Origin of the sequence: Inquilinus sp. CA228 (genome assembly GCF_052078665.1) — a bacterium.
Taxonomy (GTDB): Bacteria; Pseudomonadota; Alphaproteobacteria; order DSM-16000; family Inquilinaceae; genus Inquilinus.
Genome location: NZ_JBQJIK010000035.1, coordinates 1 through 21,376 on the forward strand (window position 1 = coordinate 1; position 21,376 = coordinate 21,376).

The 21,376-nt window shown below is 70.4% G+C and carries 20 protein-coding genes and 1 tRNA gene; 16 read left to right on the forward strand and 5 right to left on the reverse strand.

The genetic code is table 11. The features are described from left to right. The first annotated feature begins 48 nt into the window (after nt 1-48). The 7 genes from ACTOWL_RS18360 (at nt 49) to ACTOWL_RS18390 (ending at nt 7,035) form a co-directional block, all read left to right on the forward strand. Nucleotides 49-125 (forward strand) — tRNA-Met (locus ACTOWL_RS18360). A 273-nt stretch (nt 126-398) separates the two neighbouring features. Then, complete coding sequence (locus ACTOWL_RS18365) at nt 399-542, forward strand: hypothetical protein (RefSeq protein WP_441322708.1); 144 nt, start codon at nt 399-401, stop codon at nt 540-542. Between the two features lie 931 nt (nt 543-1,473). Continuing rightward, nucleotides 1,474-2,508 (forward strand): LacI family DNA-binding transcriptional regulator, encoded by a 1,035-nt coding sequence (locus ACTOWL_RS18370; RefSeq protein ID WP_441322709.1) that lies wholly within the window; start codon nt 1,474-1,476, stop codon nt 2,506-2,508. Between the two features lie 116 nt (nt 2,509-2,624). Then, nucleotides 2,625-3,584 (forward strand): ABC transporter substrate-binding protein, encoded by a 960-nt coding sequence (locus ACTOWL_RS18375; RefSeq protein WP_441322710.1) that lies wholly within the window; start codon nt 2,625-2,627, stop codon nt 3,582-3,584. Between the two features lie 73 nt (nt 3,585-3,657). Then, nucleotides 3,658-5,133, forward strand: coding sequence for a mannitol dehydrogenase family protein (locus tag ACTOWL_RS18380; protein ID WP_441322711.1), 1,476 nt, complete (start codon nt 3,658-3,660; stop codon nt 5,131-5,133). 223 nt (nt 5,134-5,356) lie between these two features. After that, nucleotides 5,357-5,521 (forward strand): hypothetical protein, encoded by a 165-nt coding sequence (locus ACTOWL_RS18385; protein ID WP_441322712.1) that lies wholly within the window; start codon nt 5,357-5,359, stop codon nt 5,519-5,521. A gap of 35 nt (nt 5,522-5,556) precedes the next feature. Next, a complete protein-coding gene (locus ACTOWL_RS18390) occupies nt 5,557-7,035 on the forward strand; it encodes a mannitol dehydrogenase family protein (RefSeq protein WP_441322713.1) in 1,479 nt (492 codons plus the stop codon). 161 nt (nt 7,036-7,196) lie between these two features. Here the strand turns inward: ACTOWL_RS18390 and ACTOWL_RS18395 are convergent, their stop codons facing one another. Continuing rightward, nucleotides 7,197-8,123 carry a LysR family transcriptional regulator gene (locus ACTOWL_RS18395; RefSeq protein ID WP_441322714.1) on the reverse strand — a complete coding sequence of 309 codons (927 nt, stop codon included), beginning with the start codon at nt 8,121-8,123 and terminating at the stop codon, nt 7,197-7,199. A gap of 160 nt (nt 8,124-8,283) precedes the next feature. On the opposite strand from ACTOWL_RS18395, the gene ACTOWL_RS18400 reads away from it, so the two are divergent. From ACTOWL_RS18400 to ACTOWL_RS18440, 9 genes are read left to right on the forward strand one after another with little or no spacing between them, the layout of a single operon-like run. Next, nucleotides 8,284-9,024, forward strand: a complete 741-nt coding sequence (locus tag ACTOWL_RS18400; protein WP_441322715.1) for a class II aldolase/adducin family protein — start codon at nt 8,284-8,286, stop codon at nt 9,022-9,024. A gap of 5 nt (nt 9,025-9,029) precedes the next feature. After that, nucleotides 9,030-10,832 (forward strand): thiamine pyrophosphate-binding protein, encoded by a 1,803-nt coding sequence (locus ACTOWL_RS18405; protein WP_441322716.1) that lies wholly within the window; start codon nt 9,030-9,032, stop codon nt 10,830-10,832. After that, nucleotides 10,829-11,692, forward strand: coding sequence for an ABC transporter ATP-binding protein (locus ACTOWL_RS18410; RefSeq protein ID WP_441322717.1), 864 nt, complete (start codon nt 10,829-10,831; stop codon nt 11,690-11,692). The genes ACTOWL_RS18405 and ACTOWL_RS18410 overlap by 4 nt, the downstream gene beginning before the upstream one ends. Nucleotides 11,693-11,696: 4 nt before the next feature. After that, nucleotides 11,697-12,467: an ABC transporter permease gene (locus ACTOWL_RS18415; RefSeq protein ID WP_441322718.1), complete on the forward strand. Its 771-nt coding sequence runs from the start codon at nt 11,697-11,699 to the stop codon at nt 12,465-12,467. Then, nucleotides 12,446-13,261, forward strand: coding sequence for an ABC transporter permease (locus tag ACTOWL_RS18420; protein ID WP_441322719.1), 816 nt, complete (start codon nt 12,446-12,448; stop codon nt 13,259-13,261). The genes ACTOWL_RS18415 and ACTOWL_RS18420 overlap by 22 nt, the downstream gene beginning before the upstream one ends. Further along, a complete protein-coding gene (locus ACTOWL_RS18425; RefSeq protein WP_441322720.1) occupies nt 13,258-14,223 on the forward strand; it encodes an ABC transporter substrate-binding protein in 966 nt (321 codons plus the stop codon). The genes ACTOWL_RS18420 and ACTOWL_RS18425 overlap by 4 nt, the downstream gene beginning before the upstream one ends. A gap of 42 nt (nt 14,224-14,265) precedes the next feature. Beyond that, the gene (locus tag ACTOWL_RS18430; protein ID WP_441322721.1) at nt 14,266-15,231 is read left to right on the forward strand and encodes an ABC transporter substrate-binding protein; all 966 of its coding nucleotides are present in this window, start codon (nt 14,266-14,268) and stop codon (nt 15,229-15,231) included. A 29-nt stretch (nt 15,232-15,260) separates the two neighbouring features. After that, on the forward strand, nt 15,261-16,745 hold the full coding sequence (locus tag ACTOWL_RS18435) for an aldehyde dehydrogenase family protein (RefSeq protein WP_441322722.1): 1,485 nt from the start codon (nt 15,261-15,263) through the stop codon (nt 16,743-16,745). A gap of 3 nt (nt 16,746-16,748) precedes the next feature. Continuing rightward, nucleotides 16,749-17,741 (forward strand): hypothetical protein, encoded by a 993-nt coding sequence (locus tag ACTOWL_RS18440; protein WP_441322723.1) that lies wholly within the window; start codon nt 16,749-16,751, stop codon nt 17,739-17,741. A gap of 6 nt (nt 17,742-17,747) precedes the next feature. Here ACTOWL_RS18440 and hpaH read toward each other — a convergent pair whose 3' ends face one another. The 4 genes from hpaH to ACTOWL_RS18460 are packed head-to-tail and all read right to left on the reverse strand — an operon-like array spanning nt 17,748 to nt 21,243. Next, complete coding sequence (gene hpaH / locus ACTOWL_RS18445) at nt 17,748-18,551, reverse strand: 2-oxo-hept-4-ene-1,7-dioate hydratase (protein WP_441322724.1); 804 nt, start codon at nt 18,549-18,551, stop codon at nt 17,748-17,750. Nucleotides 18,552-18,554: 3 nt separating this feature from the next. Continuing rightward, nucleotides 18,555-19,655, reverse strand: coding sequence for a cupin domain-containing protein (locus tag ACTOWL_RS18450; protein WP_441322725.1), 1,101 nt, complete (start codon nt 19,653-19,655; stop codon nt 18,555-18,557). 11 nt (nt 19,656-19,666) lie between these two features. After that, nucleotides 19,667-20,689, reverse strand: coding sequence for an ornithine cyclodeaminase family protein (locus ACTOWL_RS18455; protein ID WP_441322726.1), 1,023 nt, complete (start codon nt 20,687-20,689; stop codon nt 19,667-19,669). After that, nucleotides 20,686-21,243 carry a carboxymuconolactone decarboxylase family protein gene (locus ACTOWL_RS18460; RefSeq protein ID WP_441322727.1) on the reverse strand — a complete coding sequence of 186 codons (558 nt, stop codon included), beginning with the start codon at nt 21,241-21,243 and terminating at the stop codon, nt 20,686-20,688. Before ACTOWL_RS18460 ends, ACTOWL_RS18455 begins: the two co-directional genes overlap by 4 nt. Between the last annotated feature and the right edge of the window lie 133 nt (nt 21,244-21,376).

A 21,376-nucleotide genomic window follows, 5' to 3' on the forward strand; every position in this document is an offset into this window, starting at 1 on the left:
CCCAAGAACACTCTTCGCATCCTCTCCTCAATGCCCTCTCACCACCCCCGCGGGGTGGAGCAGCCCGGTAGCTCGTCAGGCTCATAACCTGAAGGTCACAGGTTCAAATCCTGTCCCCGCAACCAACCTTCTCAAGAAGCCCCCGCCCCAAGCGGGGGCTTCTTGCGTTCCGACGCCGCGGATCATGGCGATCGCCGCAGCGAGAAGTCGCAGCACTCCCTGGCTCGGGCCGGGTCGCCGCGTGTGCAGGACGCTCAGCCCCAGCGCATCTCACCCTTGGCGACCTTCGCCCCGATCTCGAGGGCGACGCCACTGGTGGCGGGACTCGGCATTCAGAGTGCCGTCGCCGCCCTCCTGTTTGGCCGCTCGCCGTCGGCGACGGAGGCCTGATCCCAACGGTGACAGCCCAATTCGCCGCGGCCGTCGCCTGGTTCATCGTGTTCTCGACCATCATCGGCTACGGCCTCTACTGGCTCTGCCTGCAGAGAAGCACGGCCACTCGAATTGGCAGCCTGATCTACCTCACCCCCCGGTCACCATGATCTGGGGATGAGGCATGTTCGGCGAGCCCTTGCACCCGGTGGCGGTCGGAGCGCTCGCGCTCTGCGCGGCCGGCGTCTACCTCGCCAGGCAGCCCCGGCCGGCAACTGCCTCGCCATCCAACGCGACCTAGCCTCGGAACCCCTCCCAGCGGAGCGAACGATGACCGACATGTCCCCGAGCGCGAGGCCCCTCAGTATATCCCTCCGTCATCGACGTTGTGGGCGGGACGCCTCTCGTTCGCCTGGCCAAGCGCTGTGGCTGGGTACCGTGAGCGACGCCTCCGGCGCCCGGGAAAGCGAGACGTCTATTGTGCATCCGACGCGGCGCAACATCGCACGGCAGGCCGATGGCGTTGAAGCCGGCCGGTCGCTGCAAGTATGACGAACATGAAAACATGGATCCGTCTGGCGCTGGCCGCCAGCCTGACCATTGCGACCGTGCCGGCCGCGATGGCCCAATGCATCGTCGATCCGACCCAGATCGGCAGTCCCTGCGCCGGCGGGATCGGCTCACCGCCGATCGTCAATGACGTGCCCCAGTGGCGACCGCCGCGGACAACGTCACACTCGAGGCTGACGCCGTCGCCGACGACCTCCCCGTCACAGGGGGCGACAAGTGTGAGAACGCCGAATAGCCCGCTGATGAGGATGCCGTTTCACGGCCGGGGCTAGCGCTGCTCAAGGTGACCGGCCGGCGAGACACACCGCTCCCGGATTGCCGGTCTTGCGGTAGATCTGGGTTGCCTTGCTTCGAGGCGAACCTGCCGCCGGGTCCATCCTCGGCCGGATGATCGCCGGCCTCTGCCCGACCCCATTGGCAGCGTCCGCGCCATGCGACTAGAACTGGAGAGAGGGTGAACGAGCGTCAGAACGATCCGTGGCAGACAGCGCGAGCAGGACCGGCAGGAGCAGCGGCGAACGGCCGGCTCGTTTGATCGATGTCGCCCGCCGGGCCAAGGTGTCGCGCGCCACGGCGGCCCGCGCCCTCGGCGGCTACGGCCTGGTCGGCGGCAGCACCCGCGAACGGGTGCTGGCCGCGGCGCGTGAGCTGAACTACAGCGCCAATGTCGTGGCCCGGGCCATGCGCGCCGGCAGCACGCAGACCATCGGCGTGGTCGTGGCCGACATCAGCAATTCGTTCTTCAGCTACGCCATCCGGGCCATCATCGACACCGCGGCCCGGGAAGGCTACCAGACCCTCGTCCTCAACACCGACGACGACCTCGCCAAGGAGATCGACGCCGTCCGCCTGCTGCTCGAGAAGCGCGTGGACGGGCTGATCGTCGTGCCGTCATCGGCGACGCGCTACGATCACCTGGTGCTGGACGACGACCTGGCGAAGCCGCTGGTGCTGCTGGACCGCAGCGTCGAGGGCTTGGCCGTGGCCAGCGCCTGCACCGATGACCGGGGCGGCGCCAGGGCCGCCATCGACCTCTTCCTCGAACGCGGCCACGTCCATATCGCGCTTCTGCTGGCGACCGCCGCGGCCCATGGGTCGGAGACGTCGCAGCCGGCGGGCGTGGTCTCCACCGTGCGCGAACGCATGGCCGGCGCGCTCGAGGCGCTGGCGGCGAAGGGCGCTCCCGACCCGCTGATCTGCTACAGCCGCAGCGACCTCGCGGCGAGCCACGCCGCCGCGCTGCAGCTTCTGGCGCAGCGGCCACGCCCCACCGCCGTGCTGGCCACCAACGAGGAGATGGCGCTGGGCGTGCTGGCGGCCTGCGGCGAGCTCGGCCTGACCATCGGCGAGGACGTGTCGCTGATCAGCTTCGACGACTCGCCCTGGGCGAAGGTGATCACGCCGGCGCTCTCGGTGGTCCGGCGCCCGGTCTACGCGCTCGGCAGCGCGGCCGTCACGGCGCTGATCCGGCAGATCAGGGGGGAAGGGAGCCCAGGCCGGATCGAACTGCCGATCCAGTTGATCGACCGCCGGTCCGTGGCGGATCTCCACCGCCTGCGAGGCTAACGCCCCGCGCCTTCCGGCTGGCTCGCCGCCGCGCCCGCCTCGCAGTTCGGCCTGCTCTCTCTCGCTGAATCTCATTATGAGATCGATCTCATAGAGATCTTGCAAGGGAGGAACCAATGGGACAAAGAGCCCGCCTGGCCGGGATGCTCCTGGCCGGCATCGCGATCGCCCTGTCATCCGCCGGGCTGTCCATGGCCAAGGACGTCAGGTCCGTCGGCATCTCGGTCGGGTCGCTGGGCAATCCCGGCTTCGTGATCATCGCGAACACGGCGACGCGCCTGATCCACAAGGCGAACCCGCAGGCCCAGGTCACCACGGTCGGCTACGACTACGACCTCGGCAAGCAGGTCAATCAGATCGACAACTTCATCGCGGCGGGGGTCGATTTCATCCTGCTCAACCCGGGCGACACGAAGGCGCTCACGCCGGCGATCCGGAAGGCGCAGGCCGCCGGCATCCCGGTGGTGGCCTTCGACACGGCGGCCGAGGGCGCCGACGCGGCCATCACCACCGACAACGTCATGGCCGGCAGCGTCTCCTGCCAGTACATCGCCGACAAGCTGAAGGGCCAGGGCAACGTCATCATCCAGAACGGGCCCCAGGTCTCGTCGGTGATCGACCGGGTCAACGGCTGCAAGGCGGTGCTGGCCAAGTATCCCGGGATCAAGATTCTGTCCGACGACCAGGACGGCAAGGGTTCGCGGGACGGCGGCATGGCCGTGGCCCAGGGCTACCTGACCCGCTTCGGGAAGATCGACGCGATCTTCACGATCAACGATCCGCAGGCGATCGGCACGGCCCTTGCCGCCAGGCAGGCGGGCCGCGGCGAGTTCTTCATCACCTCGGTCGACGGGTCGCCCGACATCGAGACCGCTCTGAAGGATCCCGCCTTCGCCATGATCGAGGCGTCGGCGAGCCAGGATTTCTACGCCATCCCCAAGGTCTCGGTGGAGACCGGCCTCGACCTGATCAACGGCAAGAAGCCCGCGACGCCGCTGATCCTGATCCCCTCGACCCTGGTCACCCGTGAGAATGTCGGCGCGTACAAGGGCTGGAACTCCCAGCACGACGACTGACGCCGACCCGACCGTGACCCGGAGCGCCCTCCCATGGTCGGGAGGGCGCTCCCTTCAGGACACCGCGCCCCAGATGATCCAGCTCAGCCGCGCCACCCTGGCGTCCTTCGGCCCCACCGTCACGAAGCCGGAATATGACCGCGACCGCCTGCAGCCCGGCATCGTCCATTTCGGCGTCGGCAATTTCCACCGGGTGCATCAGGCGCTGGCCATCGAGACCTGCCTGCACCATCCGGGCCATGAGAACTGGGCCATCTGCGGCGTCGGCCCGATGGACGGGCCGGCCGCCAGGGCCAAGGCCGAGGCCTATCGCCGCCAGGACAACCTGTACACCGTCACCGAGCTGACCTCGCCGGCGCCGCGCGAGACGCGGATCGTCGGCGCCATGGTCGAGTATCTGCACGCCCCGCAATCGCCGGAGGCCGTCCTGGCCCTGCTGGCCGACGGCGCCACCCGGATCGTCTCGCTCACCATCACCGAGGGCGGCTACAATCTCGACGAGGCGAGCGGTGCGTTCCGGCTGGACGCGCCCGACATCCGCCACGACCTGGCGGGCGAGCCGTCCCGGACCGTGTTCGGCACCATCGTCACCGCGCTGGCGCGGCGACGTCGGGCCGGGCTGCCGCCGTTCACGGTGATGTCCTGCGACAACCTCCAGCGCAACGGCGACGTCACCCGGCGATGCGTGACCGGCTTCGCCCGGGCGGTGGACCCGGATCTCGCGGACTGGATCGACGAGACCGGCGCCTTCCCGAACTCGATGGTCGACCGGATCGCGCCGCAGGTGCCGGAGGCCGACCGCCGGCGCCTGGCAGCGGCCACCGGCGTCGACGACCTCGTCGCGGCGACCTGCGAGACCTATACCAGCTGGGTGGTGGAGGACCGGTTCAGCGCCGGACGGCCCGAACTCGAGCTGGCCGGTGTCGTGTTCAGCGACGAGGTGCCGGCCTATGTCGCGGTGAAGGGCCGGCTGTCCAACGCCGCCCATATGCTGATGTGCTATCCCAGCCTGCTGATGGGCTTGCGCTTCGTCGATGAGGGCATGCGCCAGCCCGGCATCGTCAGGCTGCTGCACAATTTCTGGGACCTCGACACCCGGCGGCTGGTCGCGCCGCCCTCCGGCTATTCGGTCGACGCCTTCACTGCGACGGTCGTCGAGCGCTTCGCCGATCCGGCGATCAAGGACCAACTGCTGCGGGTGGCCGGCGACGGCGCCTCGAAGATCGTGGTGTTCCACGGCAAGACCATCGCGCAGCTGATCGCCGATGGCGGCGACCTGACCCGCGAGGCCTTCCTCATCGCCTGCTTCGGCCGCTATCTCCGCGGCGTCGACGACCGCGGCACGCCCTTCGAGGTCTTCGAGCCGCAGATCGACATGGCGGAGCGGGAGCGCCTGCGCGCCGGCGACCCGCTGGCGGTGCTCGACATCGCCGCCTTTCGCGGGCTCTCCCTGCGGCAGAGTTCGCGCTTCCTCGCGGCCTATCGGGACATCTCGCAGCGGCTGGAAGCGCATGGAACTGCCGAAACGCTGGCGCAGCTTCTGGTCTAGCGGAGGGGCGGGCGAGCGCGGGCGTGACCTGTCCACCGTCTACAGGAAGGACCATGACCCGCAGGGCAGCCGCGGACGGCCCGTTCTCTCGGTGCGCGAGGTCGTCGACGGAAGGTGCGTCCAGCCTTGCTCCTTCGACATCCACGAGGGCGAGGTGCTGGGCATCGCCGGTCTGGTCGGGGCCGGCCGGATGGAACCCTGCTGGCGGGGTTGGAGGGGAGCCATGTCCGCTGCCAAGCTCTACGCCGGCCACGGCTTGCAACTCGGGCCATCCTACGAGCTCGACGCCATCGCGGCGGTGATCCCCGGCGGCACCAGCTTCCTCGGCGGCATCGGCTCGATCTGGAGCACGCTGATCGGCGCGACGTCCGGCAGCGCCCGGACGTAGACTGCGGACGTCGGATGAGCACAAGGAATGATGCGATGGCGATGTCACTGACGCTGGCCAATCTGGGGGCGATCTCGGCCAGAGTGGCTGTGCCGTCCTACCGGCGGGAGGACCTGTCGGCCGGGATCGTGCATTTCGGCATCGGCAACTTCCACCGCGCCCACCAGGCGGTCTATCTCGATGCGCTGCTCAATCTCGGGGAGGGCCGCGACTGGGGCCTGATCGGCGCCGGTGTCACGGCCTATGACGGCGCCATGCACGACCGGCTGCAGGCGCAGGACTGGCTGACCACGGTGGTGGAGCAGGACATCGGCCGGACGGCCGCGCGCGTCACCGGCGCCATGATCGGCTTCCTCGACCCGCAGGACCGGGCCGCGACCGTCGCGGCGCTGGCCGACCCGGCGATCCGCATCGTCTCGCTGACGATTACCGAGGGCGGCTACTTCCTGCATCCGGCGTCGGGCGCCTTCGATCCGGAGCACCCGGCGATCGCCGCCGATGGCCGCAGCCCGGACGATCCGAAGACCGTCTTCGGCATCATCGTCGCCGGGCTGAAGCGCCGCCGCGCCGCCGGCCTGGTGCCCTTCACGGTGCTGTCCTGCGACAACATCCCCGGCAACGGCCATGTGACGCAGGCGGCGGTGGCCGGCCTGGCCCGCCTGTCCGACCCCGAGCTGGCGGACTGGATCATGGCCAACGTCGCCTTCCCGAACGCGATGGTCGACCGCATCACCCCGGCGACCGGGCCGCGCGAGATCGACCATTGCCGCGAGACCTTCGGCGTCGCCGACACCGGGCCGGTCTATTGCGAGGAGTTCCGGCAATGGGTGCTGGAGGACCATTTCACGGCGGGAAGGCCGGCGCTGGAGAAGGTCGGCGTGACCTTCGTGCCGGATGTCGCCCCCTATGAGCTGATGAAGATCCGCATCCTGAACGGCGGCCATGCGGCGATCGCCTATCCGGGGGAGCTGCTCGACATCCGGTTCGTGCACGAGGCGATGGAGAATCCGAAGATCGGCCCCTTCCTGGCCCGCCTCGAGCGCGAGGAGATCATCCCGTCCGTCCCGCCGGTGCCGGACACCGACCTCGACGCCTATTTCAGCCTGGTTCAGAAGCGCTTCCTGAACCCGAAGGTCGCCGACACGATCCCGCGGCTGGCCCGCGACGGCTCCGACCGGCAGCCGAAATTCATCATCCCGGTGATCGCCGACCGGCTGAAGGCGGGCGGCAGCGTCGGCGGGCTGGCCCTGGTCTCGGCGCTGTGGTGCCGCCACTGCTTCGGTACCACCGATTCCGGCCGGCGGGTGCCGCCGAACGACACGGCCTGGGATGCCCTGCAGGCGCGAGCCAAGGCCGCGAAGACGGACCCGCAGGCCTGGATCTCGATGGCCGACATCTATGGCGATCTCGCGACGTCCGAAAGCTTCGCCACGGCCTTCGCCGAAAGCCTCAGGTCCCTCTGGGATGTCGGCACCAGAACGACCCTGGCCCGCTATGCCAGTGGCGAGGTCTGAGCATCGGGGCTGATCCGTGCCTCATCGCGAGGCCCCGTGGAAGACCAGCGCCGCACGGCGCTGGGCGACAATTCAGGCCTGGTGGGGGCCGCCGAACTGGCGTTCGAGGCAGCCGGGAGTGCTTGACGGAGGCATGGAGATGCGGCTTCTGATCAGGCCGTTCAATCCTGTTGCCAGGCCGACAGCGTCGGAACCTCGATCAGCAGGGCCCGCAGCAGATCCCTGATGGCGTCCAGCAGCCTGCGCTCGTCGCGGCTCAGCTTCCGGTCGGGCGACCAGATGGCGAACAGCTCCCGCACGATCGGCGGGTCGATGATCGGCCGGGCGACCAGGGTGCCGGCCGCGAGCTCCCGCACAATCGTGCCGTAGGGCAGGACGCCGCAGGCCAGGCCGCGGGCGATGACGTCCTTCATCGCCTGCGACGAGTGCGCCTGGTAGGTGGTGTCGAGGGTCAGGTCGTTGCGGCTCAGCGTCTCCTCCACCAGCCGGCGCACCAGGTCGTCTTCGCCCGGCATCACGAATTCGGCCTTGGCGAGGTCGCGGAACGGCAGCGGCCCCGGCCGGTCGAAGGGCGACCCTGGGCAGCACACGAAGAACAGCACCTCCCGCAGCAGCGGCTCGCGGTCCGGGAAGCGGTCCGCCGAGGCCCCATAGGCCAGGGCCATGTCGAGCTGGCCGTGCTCGACGCGGTCGATCAGGATATGGCTGAACTCCTCGAACAGCTGCAGCTTCAGCGGCGGCTTCGCCTCGGCCAGAACGCCCAGCAGGCGGTTGGTCAGCAAGGTCGTCAGGCTGGGGGTCAGGCCCAGGATGATCGGGCGTTGCACGGCGGCGGCATCCCGCAGCTTGCGCCGCAGCTCCCGCATCCGGTTCAGGATGAGCCGCGCTTCCTCCAGCACGATGTCGCCGGCCGGCGTGGTGGCGGTGCCCCGCGGCGTCCGGATCAAGAGCGGCGTGCCCAGCTCCTGCTCGAGGCTCCGGATCTGCAGCCCCAGGGCCGGCTGGGCGACGTTGAGCGCCTGCGCCGCCCGGGTGATGCTGCCGGTCTCGCAGACCTGCACGAAATATTCCAGCTGACGCAGGCGCACGGCATGTCTCCCCGGGGGAAGCTTCGGCGGCCGGGGCGGTGCCGGTCAAACCATTTCGGTCTGACTGAACCGAAACATGTCTTGGACAGGCCGGGGCCGCTGCGGTTTCCTTCGGATCGGGAAAGCGGCCGATCGAGCCGACACCGAAGGGAGGCACCCGATGACCCAGTCGGACGCGCTGCGCCGCGATCTGGTGGCCGCCAACCACATCCTGGCGCGCGAAGGCGTGCTCGACGCGTTCGGCCATGTCAGCCTCCGCGATCCCGACGATCCCGGCCGCTACCTGCTGTCCCGCTCCCGCAGCCCCGAGATCGTGGCCGAGGCCGACATCCGTCGCTTCGCCCTCGACTCCCGGCCGGACGAGCCCGAGACCGGGCCGTTCTACGCCGAGCGCGTGATCCACGGCGCGGTCTACCAGCTCCGGCCCGATATCGGTGCGGTCTGTCATTTCCACGCGCCGGCGATCATGCCGTTCTGCGTCACCGGCACCGCGATCGTGCCGGTGTCCCATGTCGGCGCCACCATGGGCGAGACGGTGCCGTCCTGGAGCGGCCGGGCGGTGTTCGGCGACACCAACATGCTGGTCTCGACGGCGGAGGAGGGGGCATCGCTGGCCGCGGCGATGGGGCCGCACTGGGCGGTGCTGATGGCCAATCACGGCGCCGTGGTGGCGGGCCGGACGCTGCGCGAGATGCTGTTCCGCGCCATCCATTTCTGTCGCGACGCCGAGATCCTCCAGGCCGCGCTGCGCCTCGGCAAAGTGACGCCGCTGACGCCGGGCGAGATCCGGCTGTCGGCCGAGGTCAATCTCAGGGACACCGTGCTGCAGCGGGCCTGGGACTACTGGCTGCACCGGGCAACGCAGAGCCGGTCCAGCCGGCCCGACATGGCGGCGGAGTGACCGGGATGCGAACCCGCGAACCCTTCGACGCCCCCGCCGACGCGGCCATGGAAACGCCGGTGGGGCAGCCGGGACCGGCCGCCTTCGGCAGCGACGTCGTGGCCGAAACCCTGCGGGCGCTCGACATCCCCTATATCGCGCTCAACCCCGGAGCCAGCTTCCGCGGCTTCCACGACAGCCTGGTCAACCATCTCGGCAACCGGCAGCCGCAGATGCTGCTGTGCCTGCATGAGGAGCACGCGGTCGCGATCGCGCAGGGCTATGCCAAGGTCACCGGTCGGGCCATGGCGGTGGCGGTCCATTCCAATGTCGGCCTGTTCCACGCCACCATGGCGATCTTCAACGCCTGGTGCGACCGCATGCCGGTGCTGGTGATCGGCGCCACCGGGCCGGTCGATGCCGAGAAGCGCCGCCCCTGGATCGACTGGATCCACACCGCGCGGGACCAGGGCGCCATCGTGCGCTCCTACGTCAAATGGGACGACCAGCCGGCCTCGCCGGGCGCGGCGCGCGAGGCGCTGGTGCGGGGGAAATGGATCGCGGAGACCCATCCCGCCGGCCCGGTCTACATCAATCTCGACGCCGGCATGCAGGAGGCGCCGCTCGACGCCCCGCTGCCGCCGCTCGACCTGCAGCGGCTGGCGCCCCGGATCGACCATCCGCCGGGGGCGGAGGAGGTCGACCGTCTCGCGGCGCTGCTGCGCGGGGCGAAGCAGCCGGTCATCCTGGTCGGCCGGGTGTCGCGGTCGGAACAGGGCTGGGCCGAGCGCATCGCACTGGCCGAGGCGACCGGCGCCCGGGTCCTGACCGACCTCAAGCTCGGCGCCGGCTTCCCGACCGACCATCCGCTCTCGCTCGCGCCGCCCGGCGTGTTCCCGCTGCCCGAGGCCCGCGCGGCGCTGGAGCAGGCGGATGTCGTGCTCAGCCTCGACTGGATCGCGCTCAACGGGGCGCTGCCGGCCCGGCCGGCGGGGGTGGTCGTGCATGTCTCGCTCGACCACATCCTGCACAATGGCTGGAGCATGGACCACCAGGCGCTGGCCCCGGTCGATCGGCTGATCGCCGCCGACCCGGACGCGCTGGTCTCGGCCCTGTGCCGCGCGCTCGGCGCCGTCCCGCGGGCGGTGGCGGCGGCGGCCGTGCCGGCGCCGGGTCCGCGGCCGGCCGGCGGCGCCGGGCCCCTCGTCGTGCCCGACCTGGCCTTTCATCTGCGGGCGGCGCTGGCCGGCAGGCCGGTGTCGCTGCTGCATCTGCCGCTGTCCTGGGACGGGGCGTTCTGGCCGTTCCGCCACCCGCTCGACTTCGTCGGCTCCGATGGCGGCGGCGGCATCGGCGGCGGGCCGGGCATTTCGGTCGGCGCCGCGCTGGCGCTGCGGGGCAGCGGCCGGCTGCCGGTGTCGATCTGCGGCGACGGCGACTTCCTGATGGGCGTCACCGCGCTGTGGACCGCGGTGCATTACCGGATCCCGCTGCTGCTGGTCGTCGCCAACAACCGCTCCTTCTTCAACGACGAGGTGCATCAGGAGCGCGTGGCCCGGATGCGCGGCCGCCCGGTCGAGAACAAATGGATCGGCCAGCGCATGGCCGACCCGGAGATCGACCTGGCCGGCATGGCCCGGGCCCAGGGCGCCGAAGGCTTCGGCCCGGTGACGACGCGGGAGCAGCTGGTCGAGGCCTACGCCCGGGCGATCGCGGTGGTCGAGGCCGGCGGCGTCGCCGTGGTCGATGTCCGGGTCGAGCCCGGCTACACGCCCGCCATGGCCGGCGCCCTGACCCGTGAGACGAAAGCCGAGGAGGGGAAGAGATGAGCCTGGCGACCATGGCGCGGATCCCATCCGCCATCCCCCTGTCCGCGGCACCGACCACCCCGGTCCTGGTGGTCGACGACGTGGTCCAGCGTTACGAGACGCGGGAAGGGCCGATCGTCGCCGTCGACCACATGTCGCTCGACGTCCGGCCCGGCGAGTTCGTCTCGGTCATCGGCCCGTCCGGCTGCGGCAAGTCCACGCTGTTCAACGTCATCGGCGGGCTGATCGCCCCGACCGAAGGCCAGGTCCGGGTGGTGGGCGAGCGCGTCTCGGGCCCGCATCCGGCGATCGGCATGGTGTTCCAGGAGGAATCGGCCTTCCCCTGGCGCAGCGTGGTCGACAATGTCGCCTTTCCGCTCGAGATCCGCGGCATGCCGAAGGCGGAGCGGCTGGAGCGGGCGCGGCACTTCATCTCCCTGGTCGGGCTCGACGGGTTCGAGCGGCGCTACCCGTCCGAACTGTCCGGCGGCATGCGCCAGCGGGTGGCGATCGCCCGGACCCTGGCCTTCGAGCCGAAGATCCTGCTGATGGACGAGCCCTTCGCGGCGCTGGACGAACAGACCCGCCTGCTGCTCGGCGACAAGGTGATCGAGATCCAGCAGGCGCTGCAGCAGACCATCGTGCTGATCACCCACAACATCGCCGAGGCGGTGCAGCTGTCCGACCGTATCCTGGTGATGACCTGGCGCCCCGGGCGGACCAAGCGGATCATCGAGATCGACCTGCCGCGGCCCCGCACCTCCGAGATCGTCGGCAGCGAGGCGTTCGGCCGCTACGTCGCCGAGATCTGGAAGGATCTGCGCGAGGAGGCCAGCCGCGGCATGACCGAGGCCGACCGGGCCGCGCTGGCGCGGGGCTGAGGCCATGGCACACCTCGCCATCCGGCACGACCGCTGGGGCCCCGCCGTGCTCGGCCTCGGCACGCTCGTCGCCGCCCTGGTCGCGGTGGAGATCCTGATCCGGATCGGCCTGATCAACCGCTTCGTCATGCCGCTGCCGTCGGAGGTCCTGCTGGCCCTGGAGCGGGTGGTGGCGGAGGAGGGGGTGCTGCACCGTTTCCTGGTCACTGCCGGCGAGGCGCTGGGGGCCGGTGTCCTGCTGACCGTGGTCGGCGTGCCGCTCGGCATCCTGCTCGACCGGGTCGAGCTGGCGCGCCGGGCCACTGAAACCTGGGTCGCGGGGTTCGCGGCGGCCCCGATCGTCCTGGTCTATCCGCTGTTCCTGGTGATCTTCGGGCGCAGCGCCTGGACCATCGTCATGATCGGCGCCCTGGCCGGGTTGCCGCCGGTGATCCTGAAGACGCTGGAAGGGCTGCGCGCGGTGCCGCCCGTCTTCGTCGATGTCGGGCGCAGCTTCAACCTCGGCGACTGGCAGCAGTTCCGCATGATCAAGCTGCCGGCGGCGCTGCCCAGCATCTTCGTCGGCGTCCGGCTCGGCCTGATCTTCGCCCTGATCAACGTGGTCGGGGTCGAGTTCCTGATCAATTTCGGCGGCCTCGGCCCGCTGATCAACGAGCTGGCCGAACGCTACGACCTGCCCGGCACCTATGCCGCGATCGCCTTCGTGGTGCTGGTCAGCATCTGCTTCTTCGCCGTCTTGGAAAGGATCGAGCGATGGCTGCGACCGGGCTCGTGACCGGCCCGCGCCGGGGCGGCGTCGACCCGGTCCTGGCGCTGCGTCTCGTCCTCATCGTCGTCGTGCTGGCGCTGTGGCAGGGCATGGCGATGTCCGGGCTGCTGTACCGCGACGTCGTGCCCGGCCTGGGGGCCATCGCGGCGGCGCTGGTGCAGCTGGCGGGCAGCCGCGACTTCTACGGCAATCTCGGCGTCACCGCGGCCGAGGCGGGCCTGGCCCTGGCCGTCGGCGGCCTCGCCGGCCTCACGGTCGGCATCCTGCTCGGCGGCAGCCGCCTGCTCGGCCGCGCCTTCGAGCGCTACCTGTACTGGCTGGGGCCGACGCCGAAGATCATCTTCTTCCCGGTCATGATCATGTGGTTCGGAGTCGGGCCGGGCTCCAAGGTCGCGATGGGCGCCTTGTCCTGCTTCTTCCCGGTTGCCCTCAGCACGGCAGCGGGGATGCGCGGCATCGCCCCGGTGCTGATCCGGGTCGGCCGCAGCTTCCGCGCCGGACCGCTGCAGATGGTGACGAAGGTCTATCTGCCGGCGATGCGCGAACCGGTGCTGAACGGCCTGCGGCTCGGTCTCGGCATCGCCATCATCGGCGTGCTGCTGGCCGAGACCAAGCTGTCGAACCGGGGGCTCGGGTTCCTGGTGATGCAGGACTACCAGCGCTTCGACATGCCGGCGCTGTATGCCCTGCTGATCTCGATCTTCGCAATGGTGATTGCCGTCAACGCGCTGGTGACGAGGCTGGCCGCGAAGCGCCCGCCGACCCGCGCGGCCGCGGCCAGAACGGGGAGGATTCCATGAATCGGATCTTAAGGATGGCCAGCCTGGTCGGCATGGCCATGGCGACGAGCCTGGCGGTCGCGCAGGCCGCGGATGTGGACAAGCTGACGCTCGCCATCGGCCAGCGCGGCAACTGGGACACGGCGGTGGCCGAGCTCGGCCAGCGGGCCGGCATCTTCAAGAAGCATGGGCTGGAGCTCGAGCTGCTCTACACCCAGGGCGGCGGCGAGACCTTGCAGGCCGTGATCTCCGCCAGCGCCCAGATCGGCGTGGCCGCGGGAACGCTGGGTGTGTTCGGCGCCTTCGCCAAGGGCGCGCCGATCCGCATCATCGGTGCCCAGGCCACCGGCGCGGCCGAATACTGGTACGTGCCGGCGGAGTCCAAGCTGCAGCGGCTGCAGGACGCGGCCGCCGGGGCCACCATCTCCTATTCGACCAACGGGTCGTCCAGCAACAGCATGGCGATCGGCCTGATCAAGCAATACGGGCTGGCGGCCACGGCCGTCGCCACCGGCAGCCCGCCCGCGACCTTCACCGCGGTGATGTCGGGCCAGGTCGATGTCGGCTGGGCGTCGCCGCCCTTCGGCCTCGATGCCCTGGCGCAGCAGAAGATCCGCATCGTCGCCCGCGCCAACGACCTGCCGTCGATCCGCAGCGAGTCGATCCGCAGCCTGGTCGCCAACGCCGCGGTGGTGGACGGGCAGCAGGACACGCTGGCGCGCTTCATGGCCGCCTATCGCGAGACGATCGACTGGATGTATGCCGGCGACGACGCGCTGAAGGCCTATGCCGATTTCGCCGGCATCAGCCTCGACACCGCGCGCCGGGTCCGCGACGAGTTCTTCCCCAAGGCGCTGATCGACCCCGACCGGATCTCGGGGCTCGACCTGCTGATGGCGGACGCCGTCGCCTTCAAGAACCTGACGCAGCCGCTGACGCAGGAGCAGTTGGCGGAGCTGATCCGGATTCCGCCGCGGCAGTAGCGCGACAGATCCGGCTGCAATGACAAAGCGAGGGAGTGCGCCATGGGAAGACATCTTCTGGCATGGGCCATCAATATCGGCATCGCCGCCGGCCTGCTGGCCGCGCCGGCGATGGCCGAGACGCTGAAGCTCGCCATCGGCCAGCGCGGCAATTGGGAGAATTCGCCGGCCCAGCTGGGCCAGGAGGCCGGCATCTTCCGGAAGCACGGGCTGGATCTGGAGATCCTGTACACCCAGGGCGGCGGCGAGACGATGCAGGCGGTGCTGTCGGGCAGCGTCGACATCGGTATCGGCGTCGGCACGCCAGGGGTGATGACCGCCTTCGCCAAGGGCGCCCCGGTGCGGATGATCGCCAACTCGACCACCGGCGCCAACGACCTCTACTGGTATGTGCCGGCGGATTCGCCGATCAAGGCGATGGCCGATGCCGCCGGGCACAGCATCGCCTTCTCGACCAACGGGTCGTCGACCAACGTCACGGTGCTGGGCTTGATGAAGACCCTCGGCATCGAGGCGACGCCGGTGGCGACCGGCAGCCCGGCCTCGACCTTCACCCAGGTGATGTCGGGCCAGGTCAATGTCGGCTGGGCGTCGCCGCCCTTCGGCATCCAGGCGCTGCAGGACGGCAAGATCCGCGTCGTCGCCCGCGGCAGCGACGTGCCGTCGCTCCGCAACCAGACCGTGCGCGTGATGATCACCAGCGCCCCGGTGCTGGAGGAGAAGAAGGACGCCATCGGCCGCTTCCTGCAGGCCTATGGCGAGACGCTGGACTGGATGTATGCGGACCCGGCGGCGGTCGCGGCCTATGCCAAATGGGTCGAGGTGCCGCCGGCGATCGCCGAGCGCGTCCGCGACGACTTCTACCCCAAGGAAAACCTGCGGCTGAACCGGCTGGCCGGGATCGACGCCGCCATGACCGACGCGGTCGCGTTCAAGTTCCTGGCCGCGCCGCTCAGCCCGGACCAGCTCGCCACGCTGGTCCGGTACCCGACGAAACCGACCGAATGAAGGCCTCTTGTCCCGGCATTGGAGTCGCCATGTCTGTCGACCTGTCTCTCCCGGATCTCGCTTCGGTGCTGCCGCGACACCGGACAGCCTTCTATGGCGGCGCCTGGCATGAGCCGCAGGGCGGCCGCCATGTCGAGGTCACCAGCCCCGGTTCGGGCCGGTCGCTCGGCACGGTGGCCGATGCCGGGGCCGTCGATGCCGAGGCGGCGATCGCGGCGGCGCGGGAGGGGTTCCGGACCTGGCGCGCGGTGCCGCCGCTGGAGCGGGCGAAGCTGCTGAGGCGGATCGCCGCCATCGTGCGCGAGCACGCAACGGAGCTGGCGCTGATCGACGCCGCCGATTGCGGCAACCCGGTCACGGCGATGCGGGGCGACGCCGATATCGCCAGCGCCCAGCTCGACTTCTTCGCCGGGCTGGTGACCGAGATGAAGGGCGCGTCGATCCCGATGGGGCCGGACGCCGTGAACTTCTCGGTGCGCGAGCCCAGGGGGGTGGTGGCCAAGATCCTGCCCTTCAACCATCCCTTCATGTTCTGCGCCGGCAAGATCGCCGCGCCGCTGGCCGCCGGCAATGCGGTGGTGGTGAAGCCGCCGGAGCAGGCGCCGCTGTCGTCGCTGCGCTTCGCCGAGCTGATCGACGGGCTGCTGCCGCCGGGCGTGTTCAACCTGGTGCCCGGCGGGCGTGAGGTCGGCGCCGTGCTGGCCGGGCACCCGTCCGTGGCCATGGTGTCGCTGATCGGCAGCGTCGGCACCGGCCGGGCGGTGATGCGCGCCGCCGCCGACACGATCAAGCCGGTGATGCTGGAGCTGGGCGGCAAGAACGCGCTGATCGCCTTCGCCGATGCCGATCCGGGCGAGGTCGCGGCGGCGATGGCGGCCGGCATGAACTTCACGTGGTGCGGCCAGTCCTGCGGCTCGACCAGCCGGGCCTTCATCCATGACGATATCTACGAGGCGGTGCTGCAGGCGCTGCCCGGGGCCTGCGCCGCGTTCCGGCCGGGCCTGCCGACCGACGCCGCGACCACCATGGGCGCCATCGTCAGCCGGGCGCAGTACGACCGCGTGCTCGACTTCATCGCCTCGGCCCGGTCGCAGGGCGCGCGGCTGGTGACCGGCGGCGGGCGGCCCGACGATGCGGCGCTGCCGGACGGGTTCTACGTCGCGCCGACCGTGTTCGCCGACGTGACGCCGGAGATGCGGATCGCGCGGGAGGAGATCTTCGGCCCGGTCCTCGCCGTCGCCCGCTGGCGCGACGAGGCGGCGATGCTGCAGGAGGTGAACGCCGTCGATTACGGCCTGACCTGCTCGATCTGGACCCGCGACCTCGACCGCGCGCACCGCACCGCCGCGGCGGTGGAGGCCGGCTATGTCTGGATCAACGAGGTGTCGAAGCACTTCCTCGGCGCGCCCTTCGGCGGCGCCAAGCAGTCCGGCATCGGCCGCGAGGAATGCCTGGAGGAGCTGATCGCCTACACCCAGGAGAAGAACATCCATCTCCGGCTGCGGCGGGCCTGAGCCATGGCCCGGCTGACCCTGTCGGTCGCGACCGGCGACTATGACCGCACCCGGCCCCTGATCGACGGCAGCGTCGCCATCGACGGGGTCACGCCGTTGCATATGGCGCTGGACCCGGAGGAGATCTTCTTCCGCGCCTTCCGCCATGCCGAGTTCGATGTCTGCGAGCTGTCGCTGTCCAGCTTCACGGTCAAGGCAGCGGCCGGCGCGTCCGACTATGTCGGCGTGCCGGTGTTCCTGTCGCGCGCCTTCCGCCACACCTCGATCACCATCCGCACCGACCGCGACATCCGCACGCCGCAGGATCTGCGCGGCCGGCGCGTCGGCCTGCCGGAATACCAGCTGACCGCCTGCGTCTGGGTCCGGGCCCTGCTACAGGAGGATTTCGGCGTCGCGCCGGAGGAGATCACCTGGGTCCGCGGCGGCATCGAGCAGCCGGGCCGGCCGGAGAAGATCGCGGTCGCCCTGCCGCCTGGGGTGCGGGTTGAAAGCGCGCCCGACGGTGCCTCGCTGTCGCAGCTGCTCGCCGCCGGCGGGATCGACGCGCTGGTCAGCCCGCGGGCGCCGTCCTGCCAGGACGACGGAGTGTCGCCGGTCGGCTGGCTGTTCCCGGACCCGATGGCGGCGGCGCAGGATTATTTCCGCCGCACCCGGATCTTCCCGATCATGCATCTGCTGGGCGTCCGCCGGTCGCTGGCGGAGGCGCATCCGTGGCTGCCGGCGGCGCTGCTGAAGGCCTTCACCCGGGCGAAGGCGGTGGCCGAGCAGCGGCTGGCCGACACATCGGCCACCAAGGTCACGCTGCCCTTCGTCGAGGAGCAGCTGGCCCAGGCGCGGGCGCTGATGGGGCCGGATTTCTGGTCCTACGGCGTGGCGCCGAACCGCGCCACGCTCGACGCCTTCCTGCACCACCACCACGTCCAGGGCCTGTCCCCCCGTCGGCTGACGGTGGAGGAGCTGTTCCACCCGGCGACGCTGGAGACGGTGAAGGTCTGACCAGCCTCACGCGAAATGGCACGAGACCGTGCCGAACGGGCCGTAATCGGCGTGGAAGGTGTCGCCGGGGCGCGCCAGGATCGGCCGGATGAAGGAGCCGCTGAGGATCACCTGGCCGGGCTCCAGCGCCACGCCGTGCGGCGCCAGCTTGTTGGCCAGCCACGCCACCCCGGTGGCGGGGTGGTTCAGCACCGCGGCGGCGACGCCGGATTCCTCGACCTTGCCGTTGCGGCAGACGATCGCCGCGACCCAGCGCAGATCGGCCTCCAGCGGCCGGAACGGCCGGCCGCCGACGACGATGCCGGCATTGGCGGCGTTGTCCGAGATGGTGTCGGTGACCTTGCGCGTCGCCTGGGTGTCCGGGTCGAAGCGCTGGATCCGCGCATCCAGGATCTCCAGCGCCGGCACCACGAAATCGGTGGCGTTCAGCACGTCGAAGATGGTGCAGCCGGGGCCGGACAGCGGCCGGTTCAGGATGAAGGCCAGCTCGGCCTCCACCCGGGTCTCGATGAAGCGGCCGGCGGGGATGTCGCCGCCATCCGCGAAGGCCATGTCGTCCAGCAGCACGCCATGATCGGGCTCGTCGATCTTGACCGCGTCCTGCATCGCCCGCGAGGTCAGGCCGATCTTGTGCCCGATCACCCGCCGGCCCCGCGCCAGCTTGGCGGCAACCCAGGCTCGCTGGATGGCGTAGGCGTCCTCGACCGTCAGGCCGGGATAGTCCAGCGAGAACTGGCGGATCTGCCGGCGGGTCGTCTCCGCCTCATCCAGGCGGGCGGCGGCCGCGGCGATGGCCTGCTGGTCCAGCATCGACTACTCCGCCGCCACGGTGTCGCGGTTGGTGGCGAAGCCGGCCTGGGCGCCCAGCACCAGCGGCGGCAGCTTCAGCGATTCCTGCCACAGCAGACTTTCCATCGCGATGTTGAAGGGCTGGTCCTGCACCGTCAGCTCATAGACGTGCTCGTCATGCGAGGCGTGGTTGTGCACCGCCCAGCCGGGGGCCGACAGCATCAGGTCGCCGGCCTTCCAGGGATAGACCTTGCCCTCGACGGTGGAGCGGCCGCTGCCGGAGAAGTAGTAGTTGATGGCGGCCGAGATGTGCCGGTGCGGCCGGTCGACGATCTTCGGCGGCCGGATCGTCATGGTGGCGAAGAAGGCCGGGGTGGTGCCGTTGGTCCGTCCGGTCATCGGGTTGTACAGCAGGTACAGCCGGCGGCCGACATAGTCGCTGCCCAGCGCCTCCAGCTTGTCGAGGTTCTGCTTCACCGCCTGCCAGGGCCAATGCAGCGTCGGCGACTCGACGCTGGGCGGGTTGATCAGGGTCTCGTAGGGCATCAGCCACGACCCGTTGTCGAGCTGGAAGGTGCCGAACGGGTTGACCCGCTTGCCGTCGGCGACGGCATGGCCGCCGGCCTCGGTCACCGTCTTGGCCGGGGCCGGGTCGTCCTCGGCGAGGTGGATGTTCAGCCTCTCCAGCAGCGCGGCGTTGCTGTAGGTCAGCCGCGCCTGCAGGGCGCCGGTGGTGTTCTCATGGACATAGGGGACGTAGGACGGCGTGTTCCAGACGTCGTACTGACCGAACTCGATCCGCCGGCCGCCGATGACAGAGGTGCCGCCGCCCAGGATGCAGAAATTCACTTCGGTCGCGTTGTGCCGGTAGGCCAGGGTGGTCTCGCCCGGCTTCAGCACCAACAGCGTCACCTGGATGCCGGGCGCCAGGCCCAGCCCGGGTGCCGTCGACCGCGGATGGACGATCAGCGACTGGCGCCGCCCGTTCGCCGGCCGCGGCAGGTCCGCCAGCCGGGCGATCTCGGCGTCGATCGCCTCCTTCGGGATCACGACAGGCTCCCACAGGTCGAGATCGCCCTGCGCCGGCATGCCGGTCCGGTCGAGGAAGAGGGAGTCCTGGGTCATATGTGCGTCCCCTACAGGGTTGAAGTGACAGGCCATAGGCGCGGCGGGACGCGCTGCGGCGGGGTGAAGCTGCGGCCCTTGCCCAGCCGCCGCGCCAGGTCGAGGATCCGGGCGCCGAGCGCCAGGTCGGCCAGGCCGATGCCCATGGCCTTGAACAGGGTCAGGTCGGCATCGGGCGGGCGGGCGATGCCGTGCCGCACCAGCTGCGACAGCGGCCGGACGACGTCCCACGCCGCGTCGTCCGTGCCGAACCAGGTGATGAATTCGCGCGACAGGCGGCGGATCTGGGGCAGGCTGTCCACGGCCACCAGCCCGGCCCGGCCGAACACATCCTGGGCGAACTCCTCCCGCTCCGGCGTGATCGCGCCGACGGCGTTCAGATGCGTCCCCGGCGCCAGCATCGCGGCGCGCAGGAACGGTTCGCGGGCGCGGGTCGCCAGGTTGACGATCGCAGCACCTTCGACACAGCGCGCCGGGTTCGCGGCCAGCACGATCTCCGTATCGGGCAGGGCGGCGCGCAGGTCGGCGGCCATCGCCTCGGCATGCGCCGTGGTCGGGCTGAACACGCGGATGCGGCGCAGCGGCCGCACCGCCGCGACGGCCGCGACCTGGGGCAGGGCCTGCCGGCCGCTGCCGATCTGCGCCAGCTCGTCGGCGTCCGCCGCCGCCAGCAGCCGGGTGGCGACGCCGGTCATGCCGCCGGTGCGCAGCTGGCCCAGGGCAAAGGCCTCGACGATCGCCGCCAGGCCGCCGGTCTCGGCATGCCACAGCACCAGGATCGGCGTGGCGCCGCCCTCGGTGTGGGCCCAGACCTTGGCGCCGACCAGGCCCCGGCCTTCCATCGTCGCGCCGATCGCGTGCAGCGTGTGGCCGTCGCCCCATTCCACATGGGTCTTGACCATGGTCCGGGCGGCGCCGTCGGCCTCCAGCCGCAGGCCCTGTTCCAGCGCCTCGATCGCCTCGGCCATCGACAGCAGCTCGGCGACCTCGGCCTCGGCGATCCACAGCGGTGCGGCCATCCGGGGCCCGGTCATCCGGCGAACCCGTCTTCGAACACCGACGGCACCGGCGGCGCCAGGGCCAGGCTGTTGACCAGCAGGGCGTGCATGACGTAGCGGCCGATCACCATCAGCACCGCGACGGCGCCCTCCGGTCCCAGCACGCGCACGACGTCGCCCAGCAGAGGATTGGTGCCGCGGCCGTGCCGCTCCAGCGCCGCCAGCACGAAGGCCTGGACCACCGCTTCGGTCTCACCGATCGCGGCGGCGTCGGGGGCCAGCCGCTCGACCGCCGCGACCCAGTCTCGGCCGAAGCCCAGGCGGACGGACAGCCGCTCATGCTGGTTGCGCTCATAGGCATTGCCGGAGGCGACCGCCACGGTCAGGGCGATGGTCTCGACCACGCGCTTCGGCAGGCCGGCCTTGGCGGATTCGGTGAAGTCGACGAACGCCTTCAGCGCATCCGGCTGGTGGCCGGCGACCTTGAAGAATTCGCCGAGATAGCCGAGCCGCTTCACCCGCGGTTCCAGCGCCGTCCGCAAATCCTCCCGGAGATCCGGGAAATCGAGCCTGGGAATCTCGGCAGTCATGGCTGCGGCCTTCATCGGGAGAAGGCGATGGTAGGGGTGGCCGCGACGCGGGGTCCAAAGCAGAAGCTTTCTAGGAGCTAGAGCGATCCGGTTTCGCGCCCGGTCCCGGGCCGGCGCAATTCCGCTTTGTCGG

What these genes read in the sequence shown, in the direction of transcription:
- ACTOWL_RS18385 (WP_441322712.1), top strand. Translation starts at nt 5,357, where the DNA reads ATGTCCGCTGCCAAGCTCTACGCCGGCCACGGCTTGCAACTCGGGCCA.
- ACTOWL_RS18405 (WP_441322716.1), top strand. Translation starts at nt 9,030, where the DNA reads ATGCGAACCCGCGAACCCTTCGACGCCCCCGCCGACGCGGCCATGGAA.
- ACTOWL_RS18415 (WP_441322718.1), top strand. Translation starts at nt 11,697, where the DNA reads ATGGCACACCTCGCCATCCGGCACGACCGCTGGGGCCCCGCCGTGCTC.
- ACTOWL_RS18460 (WP_441322727.1), bottom strand. Translation starts at nt 21,243, where the DNA reads ATGACTGCCGAGATTCCCAGGCTCGATTTCCCGGATCTCCGGGAGGAT.
- ACTOWL_RS18400 (WP_441322715.1), top strand. Translation starts at nt 8,284, where the DNA reads ATGACCCAGTCGGACGCGCTGCGCCGCGATCTGGTGGCCGCCAACCAC.
- ACTOWL_RS18420 (WP_441322719.1), top strand. Translation starts at nt 12,446, where the DNA reads ATGGCTGCGACCGGGCTCGTGACCGGCCCGCGCCGGGGCGGCGTCGAC.
- ACTOWL_RS18455 (WP_441322726.1), bottom strand. Translation starts at nt 20,689, where the DNA reads ATGACCGGGCCCCGGATGGCCGCACCGCTGTGGATCGCCGAGGCCGAG.
- ACTOWL_RS18375 (WP_441322710.1), top strand. Translation starts at nt 2,625, where the DNA reads ATGGGACAAAGAGCCCGCCTGGCCGGGATGCTCCTGGCCGGCATCGCG.
- ACTOWL_RS18430 (WP_441322721.1), top strand. Translation starts at nt 14,266, where the DNA reads ATGGGAAGACATCTTCTGGCATGGGCCATCAATATCGGCATCGCCGCC.
- ACTOWL_RS18440 (WP_441322723.1), top strand. Translation starts at nt 16,749, where the DNA reads ATGGCCCGGCTGACCCTGTCGGTCGCGACCGGCGACTATGACCGCACC.
- ACTOWL_RS18425 (WP_441322720.1), top strand. Translation starts at nt 13,258, where the DNA reads ATGAATCGGATCTTAAGGATGGCCAGCCTGGTCGGCATGGCCATGGCG.
- ACTOWL_RS18435 (WP_441322722.1), top strand. Translation starts at nt 15,261, where the DNA reads ATGTCTGTCGACCTGTCTCTCCCGGATCTCGCTTCGGTGCTGCCGCGA.
- ACTOWL_RS18390 (WP_441322713.1), top strand. Translation starts at nt 5,557, where the DNA reads ATGGCGATGTCACTGACGCTGGCCAATCTGGGGGCGATCTCGGCCAGA.
- hpaH (WP_441322724.1), bottom strand. Translation starts at nt 18,551, where the DNA reads ATGCTGGACCAGCAGGCCATCGCCGCGGCCGCCGCCCGCCTGGATGAG.
- ACTOWL_RS18450 (WP_441322725.1), bottom strand. Translation starts at nt 19,655, where the DNA reads ATGACCCAGGACTCCCTCTTCCTCGACCGGACCGGCATGCCGGCGCAG.
- ACTOWL_RS18410 (WP_441322717.1), top strand. Translation starts at nt 10,829, where the DNA reads ATGAGCCTGGCGACCATGGCGCGGATCCCATCCGCCATCCCCCTGTCC.
- ACTOWL_RS18380 (WP_441322711.1), top strand. Translation starts at nt 3,658, where the DNA reads ATGATCCAGCTCAGCCGCGCCACCCTGGCGTCCTTCGGCCCCACCGTC.